General features: G+C 65.8%; 14 protein-coding genes. 1 reads left to right on the top strand and 13 read right to left on the bottom strand.

The window, feature by feature from the left end; all coding sequences use genetic code 11:
• Positions 1 to 40: 40 nt before the first annotated feature.
• The 11 genes from FJ471_RS18620 to FJ471_RS18570 all read right to left on the bottom strand — a co-directional run bounded on the left by FJ471_RS18620 (position 41) and on the right by FJ471_RS18570 (position 9860).
• Positions 41 to 1045 (bottom strand): ABC transporter permease, encoded by a 1005-nt coding sequence (locus tag FJ471_RS18620; RefSeq protein WP_140805588.1) that lies wholly within the window; start codon positions 1043 to 1045, stop codon positions 41 to 43.
• A gap of 19 nt (positions 1046 to 1064) precedes the next feature.
• Entirely contained in the window at positions 1065 to 1805 is a 741-nt protein-coding gene (locus FJ471_RS18615) for an ATP-binding cassette domain-containing protein (protein ID WP_140805586.1), read from the bottom strand.
• The gene (locus FJ471_RS18610) at positions 1802 to 2761 is read right to left on the bottom strand and encodes an ROK family protein (RefSeq protein ID WP_140805584.1); all 960 of its coding nucleotides are present in this window, start codon (positions 2759 to 2761) and stop codon (positions 1802 to 1804) included. The genes FJ471_RS18615 and FJ471_RS18610 overlap by 4 nt, the downstream gene beginning before the upstream one ends.
• Positions 2758 to 3576 (bottom strand): alpha/beta hydrolase, encoded by an 819-nt coding sequence (locus FJ471_RS34855; protein ID WP_181179532.1) that lies wholly within the window; start codon positions 3574 to 3576, stop codon positions 2758 to 2760. The genes FJ471_RS18610 and FJ471_RS34855 overlap by 4 nt, the downstream gene beginning before the upstream one ends.
• Positions 3573 to 4400, bottom strand: coding sequence for a sugar phosphate isomerase/epimerase (locus FJ471_RS18600; protein ID WP_140805580.1), 828 nt, complete (start codon positions 4398 to 4400; stop codon positions 3573 to 3575). Before FJ471_RS18600 ends, FJ471_RS34855 begins: the two co-directional genes overlap by 4 nt.
• Positions 4400 to 5479 (bottom strand): Gfo/Idh/MocA family oxidoreductase, encoded by a 1080-nt coding sequence (locus FJ471_RS18595; RefSeq protein ID WP_140805578.1) that lies wholly within the window; start codon positions 5477 to 5479, stop codon positions 4400 to 4402. The genes FJ471_RS18600 and FJ471_RS18595 overlap by 1 nt, the downstream gene beginning before the upstream one ends.
• A 409-nt stretch (positions 5480 to 5888) precedes the next feature.
• Positions 5889 to 7046 (bottom strand): ROK family transcriptional regulator, encoded by a 1158-nt coding sequence (locus FJ471_RS18590; RefSeq protein ID WP_140805576.1) that lies wholly within the window; start codon positions 7044 to 7046, stop codon positions 5889 to 5891.
• A gap of 73 nt (positions 7047 to 7119) precedes the next feature.
• Positions 7120 to 7602: a DoxX family protein gene (locus FJ471_RS18585; RefSeq protein ID WP_140805574.1), complete on the bottom strand. Its 483-nt coding sequence runs from the start codon at positions 7600 to 7602 to the stop codon at positions 7120 to 7122.
• Between the two features lie 261 nt (positions 7603 to 7863).
• Positions 7864 to 8325 (bottom strand): tetratricopeptide repeat protein, encoded by a 462-nt coding sequence (locus FJ471_RS18580; RefSeq protein ID WP_140805572.1) that lies wholly within the window; start codon positions 8323 to 8325, stop codon positions 7864 to 7866.
• Positions 8326 to 8362: 37 nt separating this feature from the next.
• Positions 8363 to 9334, bottom strand: coding sequence for an MBL fold metallo-hydrolase (locus FJ471_RS18575; protein WP_140805570.1), 972 nt, complete (start codon positions 9332 to 9334; stop codon positions 8363 to 8365).
• A 304-nt stretch (positions 9335 to 9638) separates the two neighbouring features.
• Positions 9639 to 9860 carry a DUF680 domain-containing protein gene (locus FJ471_RS18570; RefSeq protein WP_140805568.1) on the bottom strand — a complete coding sequence of 74 codons (222 nt, stop codon included), beginning with the start codon at positions 9858 to 9860 and terminating at the stop codon, positions 9639 to 9641.
• Positions 9861 to 10104: 244 nt separating this feature from the next.
• On the opposite strand from FJ471_RS18570, the gene FJ471_RS18565 reads away from it, so the two are divergent.
• Entirely contained in the window at positions 10105 to 11100 is a 996-nt protein-coding gene (locus FJ471_RS18565; RefSeq protein ID WP_140805567.1) for a transporter, read from the top strand.
• A 10-nt stretch (positions 11101 to 11110) separates the two neighbouring features.
• Here the strand turns inward: FJ471_RS18565 and FJ471_RS18560 are convergent, their stop codons facing one another.
• A complete protein-coding gene (locus FJ471_RS18560; RefSeq protein WP_140805565.1) occupies positions 11111 to 11797 on the bottom strand; it encodes a glutathione S-transferase family protein in 687 nt (228 codons plus the stop codon).
• Between the two features lie 15 nt (positions 11798 to 11812).
• A complete protein-coding gene (gene rarD / locus FJ471_RS18555) occupies positions 11813 to 12739 on the bottom strand; it encodes an EamA family transporter RarD (RefSeq protein ID WP_140805563.1) in 927 nt (308 codons plus the stop codon).
• Between the last annotated feature and the right edge of the window lie 350 nt (positions 12740 to 13089).

The following is a 13089-nucleotide window of genomic DNA, read 5'->3' as shown; positions in this document are numbered from 1 at the left end:
TGCGGACCAGGCGCATGGGCCTGGTCTGTCCGGGGCGGTGCTAGGCGCGGGTGGAGCGGAACCGTTCAAGCAGTACCGCGAACAGGATGAAGAGGCCGACGAAGGTGCCCTGCCAGAACGGGTTCACGCCGGCGAGCAGCAGCGCGTTGCGGATCACTTCGATCAGCACCGAGCCGATGACGGCGCCGAAGGAGGTGCCGAAGCCGCCGAGCAGGTTGGCGCCGCCGATGACGGTCGCGGCGATGACCTGCAGCTCCTGGCCCTGGCCGAGCGCGTTGGTGGCGGCGCCCATCCAGCCGACGAGGAAGATGGCGGTCATGCCGGTCATGGCGCCGAGCAGCGCATAGGCCGAAACCTTGACGCGATCGACCGGAATGCCAGAGAGGCGCGCGGCATTTTCATTGCCGCCGATGGCGCGCACGTAGCGGCCCCATTTGGTCATCGACAAGAGCCACTGCATGACGACGGCCGAGACGATCACCGCCCACAGCACGTTCGGCACGCCGAGGAAGGAGCCGCTGCCCAGCGCCAGCAGCGTGTCGCCGGCTTTGCCGAAATCGTAGACCACCTGGTTGTTGGTGACGACCAGCGTCTGCGAACGCACCAGGCTCATCATGCCGAGCGTGACGATGAAGGGCGGCAGCTTCAGATACGAGACCAGCGCGCCGTTGACGATGCCGACGAACGCGCCGACGAGAAGCACGAACAGCACGACGACGGCGAAGGGATAGCCGCTGGCGCAGAACAGGCCGAGCAGCACGCCGGTCAGGCCGAGCGTGGAACCGACGGAGATATCGATGCCGCCGGTCATGATCACCGGCGTCATGCCGATCGCCATCAACGCCGTGAAGCAAAAGTTCTGCAGGATGTTGGCCATGTTGGCGCCGGTGAGGAAGCGCGGGGCGATCATGCCCACCACGGCGCCGATGATCAGCACCGCGACGACGATCCAGAATTCCTGGCTGCGCAGCAGCTCGCCGAGCTTGCTGCGTTCCGACAGGTTGAAGACCGAATCCAAATTGCTGGCGTCCGGAGACTTGTTCATCTCATCCTCCCCTGTTGCCTCAAGCCGCGGCCTTGGCGCCGACGATCAAGGCGGTGATTTCCTCGGGCGAGCTGGTCGAAGCGAGCTTGTTGGCGACCAGATGGCCGCGCCGCAGCACCATGATGCGCTCGCACACGCCGAACACGTCGGGCATGCGGTGCGAGATCAGGATGACGGCGACGCCGCGCTCCTTGAGGCGCTTGATCAGCGCCAGCACCTCGGCGACCTGGCGCACCGAGATCGCGGCGGTCGGCTCGTCCATCAGCACCAGCTTGGCGTCGGCCAGGCGGGTGCGGGCAATCGCGACCGCCTGGCGCTGGCCGCCCGACATGCGCTTGACCACATCGCGCGGCCGCGTCTCCGACTGCAGCTCGCGGAACAGCTCGGCGGCGCGCTCGCGCATCTTGCGATGGTCGAGGAATTTGAACGGGCCGACCGAGCGCATGATCTCGCGGCCGAGGAAGACGTTGGCGGCCGCGCTCAGATTGTCGCAGAGCGCCAGGTCCTGGTAGACGATCTCGATGCCGGCGCGGCGGGCATCGGACGGCTGACTGAACTGCACCTCCTTGCCGTCGAAGATCATCTTGCCGGACGAGGCCGGGAAGTTGCCGGCGATCATCTTGACCAGCGTCGACTTGCCGGCGCCGTTGTCGCCCATCAGGCCGACGATCTCGCCGGGCTCGATCTTGAATGACACCTCCTCGACGGCGTGGATGGCGCCGAACTGGCGCGAGATGTTCTTCAGCTCCAACAGGCTCATGGCAGGGACTCCCGTTCTTGCTTCGCTTGAGATGCCGGCGTCGATCGAGCCGCGGCGTAGTCGTCGGCGGCCTTGAGGCCGCCATAGAGGACGGCGCGCCAGCCGAGCCCGGCCCAGCGCAAATCCATCGGGCGGCCCGTCTCGGCGAAGGGCGCCCGCAGCGCCACCAGTTGCTCCAGCTGCCGGCGCGGGAATGCGTCGATCGCGCAGACCCCTCCCCCGAGCACGATCGTGGCCGGGGAAAACAGAGCCACCGCCGTGCCGATAGCGAGCGCCTGATCGCGCACGAACCGGTCGACGTCCGCGCGAAGCTCGGGGATGCGCCGGGACTGAACAAATATCTCGGTGACGGGAACGCCGTGCCTGGCGGCGATCACTTCCAGGGCGCGGCCGGAGACGTAGGTTTCCAGGCAGTCGGTGCGTAGTCCTTCGAGCGTCCTGCCCTCATTGCCGAAAGGCATATGACCGATTTCCAGCGCCCAGCCGCCACCGCGAAAAGCCTCGCCGCCTTGCAGGAAGGCGCCGCCCACGCCGGTGCCGAAGAACAGGCCGAGCACGCTGTCTGCGCCTTTCGCAGCGCCGGCGATCACCTCGCCCGCCAGCACCAATACGGAGTCGCGTTCGATGATGACCGGGAAGCCAAGCAGCGCGCCGAGTTCGCTCGCCAGATGGTGGCCGTTGAGCTCGGGCACATTGCCCGCGAAGAGCACGCGGTCGCCGTCGGTATCGATGAAGCCTGGAACGGTCGAGACCATCAGTTCGGGGGTGAGGCCCGCCTCGGCGCAGAACTCCTTGACGAGCTTGGCGAAGCTGCCGACGGGATCGGCATTGCGCAGCAAGGCGGACGGGAAGAGCCGCTCGCCGGCCTGCGGGACACGATCCACGACCATGCCGCATTTGACCGAGGTGCCGCCGACATCGACGACCAGGATCGAGCGGATCGAGGCGCGTGTCATCGGTCGCCTCCCCTGTCCGAAAGGAAGCCTGCCAGGGCGTCGCGGAACTCGGCGACATAGGCGGCGCGGTCGATCGTCTTCGACGTGATCTCGGCCAGCCGGCTGCCCGGGATGAGGCTTGCCAGCTCGCGCGCATAGGCCAGCGGGTGGACGTAATCCTGGTCGTTGCCGATGATGAGAGCCGGCTGCCGGATGGCCTCGATCCGGGCGCGGCTCACGCCTGGCCAATCGAGCGGGATGCGCGACAGAAGCGCGATGGTGGTGTCGGGCCGCGGGCGCTTGAAGAAACCGATGAGCGAGGCCGCGTTGTCCGGCGAGGCCGCAAGGACCTCGAGGAATTCCGGCGAGGCGCGAAAACGCTCCGCGCCTTCTTCGGCGCCGTATTGTTCGAGATATTGCGCCGCGACATGATAGCCATGCTGGCGCTCGATGGAGGGGCCATCCACCCATGCCGGCCGCGCCAGCACCAGCTTTGCCACGCGTGGGGCGTTGAAGCTTGCCAGCCTCAGCGCGATCGCCGCGCCCAATGAGATGCCGCCGACCGTCGCCTGTTCGACGCCGAGATGGTCGAGCAGGGCCAAGGCATCCTCGGCGAATTGCGCGATCGACAGGCGCAAGGGATCGCCAAGCTCGGAGGCGCCATGGCCCCGGCACATCAGCGTGACGCGTTGCAGGGCGGCGTCTTGCGGGAACACCTCGACCGGCTGGTCGAGAGGCGCGCCGAGCCCGTGCTGCCACAGCACCGGCTGTCCTTTGCCCCCGACATCGAAGGTCAGCGCGCAGCCGTCGGCGGTGGTGAAGGTGCCGGCGGTCACGACACGTCCTCGAGAAGCGCGCGCAGGGCGGCGCCCGATGCGGCCGCATCCTTGTGCTCGAAGCCATGCGCGACGACCGCCTGGTCGTAGCCGCAGGAGCGCAAGAGCCGCAGGAAACGGTGGAGGTCGACAGCGCCGGCGCCGGTGGCGACAACCTTGCCGGCCCGGTCGATTTCCTTGGCATGCGCCAGGATGATGTGCTCGCCGAGCAGGTCCACCGCCTCTTCCATGACGCGGGCCTGGTCGCTCAGCCTGTCGCCGACGAGATTGGCGGCATCGAGGATGATGCCGAGGCGCGGGTTCCCGACCTCGTCGAGGATCCGCCGCGCCAGGCCGGCGTCGGCGACGACGTTGCCGGGTTCGGGCTCGATGCCGAGCCGCACGTCGTGCCTCTCGGCAAGCTCGAGCGCGACGTCGAGCTCGGCGCGCATGTCGGCCCAGGCGGCCGGCGAGGCGTTGTCGGGGTGGGCTGCCCACATGTCGTCGGCGTTGCGCGAGCCGGTGCACAGCGTCACGATCGGCGCGCCGAGCAGCGGCGCGGCGGCGACCACATTGGCGAAGCGTGCACGGGCCGTACGGCGCACCGCAGAATCCGGATGGGCCATGTTGTAGGTGCCGGAAAGGCCGGCAATTGCCAGGCCTCGGCTGCGAGCGGCTTCGGCAAAGGCCGTCAGTTCGTCGGCAGGAACGCTGTCCGGAAGGCTGGCCAGTCCGAGGCATGACAGGTTGAACTGCATGCCCTCATAGCCGTCCTGCCCGATCGCCGAGAGCAGCTCGTTGGCAGGGCCGAGTGGATAGGTCCGGGCAAAGATCGCGGGATACATCAGACCGGTCCCGAGGCGTCCGACAGATCGACGGGCTTGCCGCTGCGGACCGACTGGCCGATCGCCACCATGGCGCGGATTGAGGCGACGCCGTCCTCGATCGAGGCGCCATTCATCGGCACGCCGGTGAGCACGACGTCGGCAAAGCCTTCGAGCTGGCGGCGGTAGAAATGGCCGTCGGCGCCAAGCACGCGCTCCGAGGAGGCGCTGCTCTCGCGAAAAATGTCGACCTCGCTCGACTTGTAGTACCAGGGATTGAAGATCTTGCCGATGGCGCTGCCGTTCTCGCCGTAGAGCTGGAAGCCTTCGTGCCAGTCCATCCGGATCGGCAGCGTCAGATCGAGATGGCCGAGCGCGCCGCTCTCGAACTCGGTGTCGACGAACCAGCAATGGGCACCGAAGCGTTCGAGCAGGCGCGCCTGGACCGACTTGATCGGCCCGGCCAGATAGCGCGCGAGATCGACGAGATGGCTGCCATGCGCCAGCATGAAATAGCGCTGGCGGTAGGCCTTCTGGTCCCCGGCCGGCTTCAAGGCATGGGCGCCGGTCCTTGGCACCGGCTGCACCGCGTCGGTCATGGTGTAGCGATGGGTGGAATCGCAGTACCAGGCCTTCAGTGCCAGCAGAGAGCCCATCTCGCCGGTGGCGAACTCATGCGCGGCCTGGATGCCCGGATCGAAGCGCAGCATATGGCCGATCTGCAGCACCAGGCCGGTGCGCTCGACATGGGTCTTCAGTTCCTCCGCCTCCTCGACCGACATGGCGATCGGCTTTTCGCAGAGAACGTGCTTGCCGGCCGAAAGCGCCTTGATCGCCGCCGGAACGTGGAAGGCATCGGAGATGCCGATGACGATCGCCTCGATCTCCGGATCTGCGAGCATGCGGTCAAAATCGTCGTAGATGCTGATCGCGTCGTAGAAGGAGCCGAACCGCCGCGCCAGATCGGCATCGGCGTCGCACACGGCCTGCAGGACGACGTTCCTGCCCTTCTGCGCCGATTCCAGATGCGCGAACTGGGATATCGGCCCGCAGCCGAGGATACCGATACGCAGACAACGGGCGTCTTTCTTGACGGGCACAGGCTCGCTCCCTGATATTTGTTTTTGTCTTATACAAAAACAAATATCACAAACCGCTGCGCGTCAATATGGTTCATGGGAAATTTCGGCGATTGCTCACCTTATTTTGGTGAATTGGCGCAAACGCTGGGGATTGGCTGAAGCTTCCAATCTTCGTCATTCCCGGGCGGAGCAGCCGCGAAGCGGCGTCGCGGAGACCCTGGAATCCATTCCATGACCTTGATCGAATACGCAGCGGAGCAGAATTCTGCACCGCAGCAGCGCTCACAGGTAACGGAATGGATCCTCGGGTCTGCGCGCGTCGCTTCGCTCCTTGCTCTGCCCGTGGATGACGACTCCGCGGGCGTTTCGGCCAATCTCCAGGCATGCCACCTACCAACGCGGACATCGCAGACCGGGTGCTGCGGAACTACAGCGTGTTGGTTTCGAGGTCCGGGAGAGCGAAAAGCGTGTCGCGGATGGTGGCGGCCGCGCCGATCGCGGCGCCATCGGCGCCGAACTGCGCCACCCTGATCTCGGGCATCGCGAAGCCCGCCAGAAGCCGCCGCTTGATGTCGGCCTGGATGCGCCGGCTGAGCTTGGGATAGAGGCCGGCCAGCGGACCGCCAAGCACGATGCGGCCGGGATCGAGCAGATGAATGGCGTTGACGAGGCCGGCTGAAAGGCCGCTGACCCAGGCGTCGAGCACGGCGTCTACTGCCTTGTCGCCGACATTGGCAAGCAGCATCTGGACGCCGTCGGCCACCGGCTGGCCCTCTTCGAACAGCCGCGTGAAGAGCTTCGCGCCGGCGAGCATCTCGAACGTATCGACGCGCCCGGCGGCGGAAACGATGGTGTGGCCGATTTCGCCGGAGTAGCCGTGCCCGCCCATCACGACGCGGCCGTCATCGATGATGGCGCCGCCGATGCCCTCGGCCAGGAGAACGACCAGCATGCTCCCGGCCTTGGCCGTGGCGGAGGCAGCGAGCTCGGCATTGGCGAAGGCGAAGGCGTCGTTGCAGACCATGACCGACCAGTCGGCCGGCGACCTGGCCGTCAGTTCCGACTGCAGCGGATAGTTGCGCCATTCCAGGAACGGCGCATGCACCACGCTGCCGTCGCGGCCGACCAAGCCTGGCACCGAAATGCCGATGCCTTCCACCTTCTCCTGCAGAGCGGGATTTTCGTTCAGCAGCCTTTCAATCAGGGAGAGCAGCCTTGCCGCTATATGCCCGGCGTCGCGGTAGCGCGGGCCGGTCGGCTCGACAATCCGGCTGACGACGTTCATCTGCAGGTCGAGCAGCACTCCGGTCAAGGAACGCGTGCCGACATCCACCCCGACAAAATACGCGCCCGAAGGGTTGAGCGACACGCCCACGCCCGGACGGCCTTTGCGCGATTCGGGGGACATTTCGGCGCTCTCGACGACCAGGCCGGCATCGAGCAGCACGCGCATGGCGTTGCCGGTCGTCGCTCTCGTCAGGCCCAGTTGCCGGGCCATGTCGGCACGCGAGAGCTGCCGGCCGTTTTGCAGCAGTCTCAGGCAACGCCTGGCGTTGATGTGGCGCAGTAGGCTTGTCGTGTTCAAGGCGACGTCTTCGGTTTGGGACCCGAGCAAATAGCATCCGGCGCCAGCAATCCAAAGAGGTTTCCGTGCCGCCTCAAACCGGCAGGCTCGTCTCTCCCACCGACAGATGCTGCTCGATGGGCGGATCGATCTTGGTGTCCTTGACGAGACCGGCCAGCACCCTGTCCACCGACAGCCTGCCGGAACCGGCCAGCGCCAGGATGAACATGCCGCCGGCGATCGCAAGGTCCTTTTCGAAATGCAGCAATTCGTTCTGGCTGGCGAAGTTGGTGTGGAAGAGGCCAGCCGTCATCAGGCAGAACAGGCCGAGGCCGAGCGCGCCGAGCCGCGCCAGGATGCCAAGCGCCACCGACAAGCCCGCGCCAAGCTGCAGCGCGATGGTGGCGAGAAGCAGCGGCGTGCCGACGCCGAGCGCGGCCATCGCCTTCTGAGCCCCTTCGAAATGGGTCGCCAGCTGCAGACCCTCATGCACGAAGATCAGGGACAGCAACAGCCGGCCGGCAAGCAGGACGACGTCCCTGGCGTGAAGTTTCTCGGCAAGTTCGATCGGTGTCATCGTCGGGCTCCAATCTGTGGAAACAGGTATCTTGGAAATGAGCGGGGGCGCCACGCGTCCGCATGGATGCGCGCCCGCGCGCTCGAGGTTGAAAGGTCGGAGCCGGCGCGAGGGAGAGGAACGCCGGCTCCGGTTTTCGGGCGCTACCGCCGTGGCGCCCAAAAGTCGGTACCCATGGGGGGCAAGGTCAGTGCCAAGCCCCCTCTCCGGCCGCTTCGCGACCACCTCTCCCCACTTTGGGGGGCGAGGAAACGGGCGGTGTTACTTCGTCACCTTGGTGTCGATGGCCTGCTTGAGGTCGGAAAGCTCCTCGCAGCCAGCCGGGCAGAGTTTCTGCAGTGAGGCGAGCTGTTCGTTGGCCTTGGCCATGTCGCCGGTCTCGACATAGAGCTCGCCCAGATATTCATGCGCGGCCTTGTGGTCGGGCTGAAGCTCCAGCGCCTTGGTGTAGTAGGTCAGCGAGGTCTGGTAGTCGCCGGTCTTGCGCAGCGTGAAGCCGAGCAGGTTGTAGACGTCGGCCTGCTGGGTGTCCTGCGCGAGATCGCGCAGGTCTGCCAGCGCGCCCTTGTAGTCCTTGGCCTCGATCTTGGCCTTCACAGCCGTCAGGTCCGGCGCGTCGGCGCCTTCGATGTCGTCCACCGCATAGGCCGGAACGGCAATGGCGATAGGGGCCGCGGTCAGCACGGCGATGGCGCCGAGCACCGCGAAAAGTGCGTGTTTCATGGGAGTTGTCGCTTTCTGCTCAGGATCCGATTTGAGATCAGATCTGCATTGGGGTGAAGGCGTAGGCGTTGCCGTCCTTGACGAAGCTGCCTGTGCCGGGGAACGGGAAGTGCGAGCCGCAGATGCGGACATTGTCGGCGATCACCTGGTCGATAATCCGGTGGCGCGTGGCAATCGCCATCGGTCCGTCCTGGTCGTAGCTGCCCTGCCATTCGGGATGCGGGGCGAGCAGCGCCGGCACGTACATGGTGTCGGCCGAGACGAGGAACTGCTCGGGGCCGGCATCGACATGGTAGACGGAATGGCCAGGCGTGTGGCCGGGCGCCGCCATGAGGCGGATGCCGGGCACCACTTCCGCACCGTCGTCGACCAACTTCCAGTTCTTCCATTTCGGGAAGTTCTCGGCGATGCGCTTGCCCGCCGGCTTGCGGCCCTCGGGCAGCTTGGCGAGGCGGCTCGGATCGGTCCACCAATTATACTCGGTGGCGTTGACGATGAGCTCGGCATTCGGGAACACCGGATTGTTGGTGCCCTTCTCCATCAGGCCCCAGACATGGTCCGGATGGAAATGAGAGATCATGATGGTGTCGATCGCCTTGTAGTCGATGCCGGCGGCCTTCATGTTGGCAGGCAGATGCGTGGCGTTGGCCTGCCACTGGCCGACGCCGGAGCCGGCGTCCATCATGATGGTGCGGCCGTTCATCTGGAGCACCACGACAGTGAGCGGGATCGGCATGAACTCGGTGGTCTGCCCCGCCTTTGCGAGCGCGGCCTTGGTGTCGTCGACCGACACGTCCTTGATGAAAGCCGGGTCGTGGGGCTTGCGCCAGATGCCGTCATAGACGGCGGTGACCTCGAGCGAGCCGACCTTGTATTTGTAGAAGCCGACCAGCGGTTCGATCGGGGTTTCGGCGTGAGCCGCGGGGGCGAATTCCAGCTTCCCGGCAATGCCGAAGGCGGCAGCGGCGGCGGCGGATCCGAGCATCATGCGGCGTGTCATGTTGAACATCAGTAATCTCCTCTTGTGGCTTCAAATTTGCTTCAGGTTCCAGGCGGTAGTCCAATGGCTTGCCGCATGTCGTTGTCCCAAAACCGCTGCGCACTTTTGGGCGACGTGCAGGGAATGGCGGAGGGCCCGGTGCGACCCTCCGCCGGCTGCGGAAACCGGAGCCGGCCGGTCCGACTGAAGACCGGCCGGCGCCGGGGAGATCGGGTCGTCTGGTCGTTGAGCCCGGGCGAGGCGTGCCTTCCTCGCACAGGATCAGGACCTTCGGTCCCGCCCTCCTGGGCGAGGACCTTTCGGTCCCGCCGGCTCAGCGACCCCAAATGCCCTGGCCGGGCTCTTCCGCAGCAATCCTGGCCGCCGGCTTCACGTCGTGGCGGTCCATGTCCGGCTTCGCGATGGAAGCGGTGGTGGTGGTGTCGATGGCGACGGCCTGCTCGCCGCCATTCGTCCAGGGGAAGCGATCGCTGCCGGCAAAGGCGCTGCCGGTGGCAACGAGGATGGCGAGAGCGGCGAAGACGGTTCTGTTCATATGCGTAGTCCTCCGGGTTGGTTGATGCGTGCCTTGGGAGGATGGCCTCGCTACACAGCAAGACCCGGAAGGCCCGGGCTTTATTCCCGGGGCGCGGAAGAATTTTTTGGGGATGCGTTAAATCGGGGCTGAGGCCGCCTGGCGCCGGCCGTCATCGAACTGTCACACCCAACCGGGTGGCGCATGCTAGAAACTGCATGGCCGCCCCCGCGACCCGACCGCATCAAGAGCCGGCGACGCCGCCATGAACATTGCCCTGCCTGCCGAAGGCACAGACCTGTCGCCCTACCTGCCGGACGAGCACGGGCTGTTCTTCATCTACTATTTCAAGGAAGACGGTTGCCGCACCAAGGATCCCGCCGAGGCGCACTGGACCTGGCGCAGCTACCAGATCACCGACATGCGCGCCCGCAAGGAGATCGGCGCCGAGCTGGCTTTGCCGGCACCGGTGCGCGATGCCTTCCTGTCGCCCAGCCATGGCTGCCAGATCGATTTCGAGGACGACTTCCTCTATGGCGACCTGCCCGACCTCAGGCACGACTTCGCCGAGGCGCGCGGGCTCACGCATTTCCGCTTCGCCTTCAACGACAGGATGCTGATCGGCGCCCGCAAGCAGCCGCTGGAATCGGTCGACAAGATCCGCAAGCTGGTGGAGGGCGGCACGCGAAAATTCCGCACGCCGTCCGAGCTGATCGAGGCGGTGATGGGCCAGTCGCTCGACGGCATGGCGGCCGAGCTCGACAAGATGGGCGACACGCTCGACGGCATCGAGGATCGCATCGTGTGCGATGCATGGCACAATGAGCGCCAGGCGCTGGTCGACGCGCGCCGGCAGCTGGTGCTGATCCACCGGCAGATGGCGACGCTCACCAACCTCTTCCGCCACCTCGACCATTCGCATCGCAACGAGCTGCCCGACCCGATCAACGACATGGCTACGCGACTTTCGCACCGGGCGCACACGCTGCATCACGACGGCGAGCAGTTGCAGGCGCGCACGCGGCTGTTGCAGGACGAGCTGATGGCGAAGCTGACCGAGCAGTCGAACCAACTGCTCTACATCCTCTCCGTCATGACAGCGGTGCTGCTGCCGATGACCATCATCTCCGGCCTGTTCGGCATGAATGTCGGCGGGTTGCCGCTGGTCGACACGCCGCACGGCTTCTGGGTGGTGACGGCGATTTCGGTCGTCATCGCCGGCATTGTTTATAAGATCGTGCGGCGGCTGGGGCGCGTCTGAAGCAATCGGACTACGCGGTGGCCCGCAGATCCTCGACGACGGTGCCGGCGGCCTGGACTTCGGCTTCGTGGCCGGGTTCGCGCCACGTCTCGGCAAGCCCGGCCGCGTACCACTCACGCATGGCCGGCAGGTCGAGCAGCCGCCGCGGATAGGCACTCGCTTCGCCTTCGAAAGTCAGGCCATAGGATTGCGCCCTGAATGCGATGGGTGCGAAGAAGGCATCGACGGCGCCAAAACGGTCGCCGGCCAGGAACGGCCCGCCGAAACGCGCAAGGCCATCGTTCCACAAGTCTCCCATGCGGAAGATGTCATGCCTCAGCGCGCCGGACATCGGCAATGGCTCGACCCGCACGCCACAGCTCATCGGGCAGAGATTGCGCAGCGCGGTGAAGCTCGAATGCATCTCGGCGGCGGCAGAGCGCGCCCAGGCGCGCGCCTTGGCCTGCGACGGCCAGACGTCTTGATGGCGTTCGGCAAGGTATTCGGTGATCGAGAACGAATCCCAAACCGCCCAGCCGTCATCGACAAGGCAGGGCACGCGGCCATTGGGCGAGAACGACCGGTAGAGGACGAAACTCGGTCCGGCCGGGAACGGCGTCAGCCGCTCCTCGAAGGGAATGTCGAGGGCGCGCATCAGCAGCCATGGCCGCAGCGACCAAGACGAATAGTTCTTGTTGCCGATATGCAGAACGTACATCGGACGTCCTCTTGCCTATCTTGCCGCAGGGGCCGTCCGAACCTCGCGCCCCCTGAACATCGACCAGCTGTAGACGGCGAGCGCGGCCCAGATCAGCGCGAAGGCAATCGCTTGCGTCGTGCCGAACGGCTCATCGAAGATCAGCACGGCGATCAGGAACACCATGGTCGGCGCGATATATTGCATGATGCCGATGGTGGACAGGCGCAGCAGCCTGGCGCCGAAGGCAAAGAGCAGCAGCGGCACCGCGGTGACCGGGCCGCAGCCGATCAGCAATGCGGTGTCGGCACCGGTGCTGGAAATGAGATGATCCTGGCCGGTGGCGATCAGGTAGACGATGTAGCAAAGCGCCGGCACCGACAGCAGCAGCACTTCGAGCAGGAAACCCTGGCTCGGGCCGATCGGCAGCGTCTTGCGGAAGAAGCCGTAGGCGGCGAACGAGAAGGCAAGCGCCAGAGACACCCAGGGGAGCTTGCCGGCCTCGACGGTGAGCACCGCCACCGCGACCGCCGCCAGCGCCACCGCGACGATCTGCAGCCGGTCGAGCCGCTCGCCGAGCAGCACCGCCCCGACGACGATGACGACGAGCGGGTTGATGTAGTAGCCGAGCGCCGTCTCGACGGTGCGGTCCACGGCGATCGCCCAGACATAGATGCCCCAGTTGACCGAGATCAGCATCGCCGTCAGCGCGGCCATGGCCAGGCTTTTGGGCGAGCGGATCGCCGCCTTGAAGTCGGCTGTGCGGCCGGCCCAGATGAGCACCGCCGCGGCGATCGGCACCGACCAGACGACGCGGTTGGCGATCACCTCGGCAAGCGGCAGATGCGCCACCGCCTTCATGTAGAAAGGCAAGAGCCCCCAGAGGAAATAGGCCCCAAGCGCCAAAAGGAAGCCGCGGCGACCCTTGGCATCCTCATCGAGATCGGCTGTAGCGGTGACCATGGCTCAACGCTATGGCCCAGCGGACCGTCCAAGACCATCACAAAATTATGATGGATCAACGGACTTTTCGTGATGGTTCAAGGCTTGCGCACGGTCTCCTCGCCCCACGCAGTGGGGAGAGGTGGCCCGGTGAAAGCCGGGTCGGAGAGGGTCAGCGCGGCGGCTGACAATTTGCCGCCAAGGACAAAGCTGGTTTGTGACCGGCCTCGCGCTCTCTCTTGAATCGGCTCTGACTTCGCGTAGGTCGCCCCCCGCTCCGTCTCGGCTTCGCCGGGTGTCCAGCCGATAGATGGGTAACAGTTTGAACCGGATACATGGGTTACAGTTTTCCCCCTGAGTTGCTGTCCGCC

This window comes from Mesorhizobium sp. B2-7-1 (assembly GCF_006440735.1).
GTDB lineage: Bacteria > Pseudomonadota > Alphaproteobacteria > Rhizobiales > Rhizobiaceae > Mesorhizobium.
The sequence above is the reverse complement of the archived record's forward strand: the minus strand, read 5'-3'. Positions and strand labels throughout refer to the sequence as shown.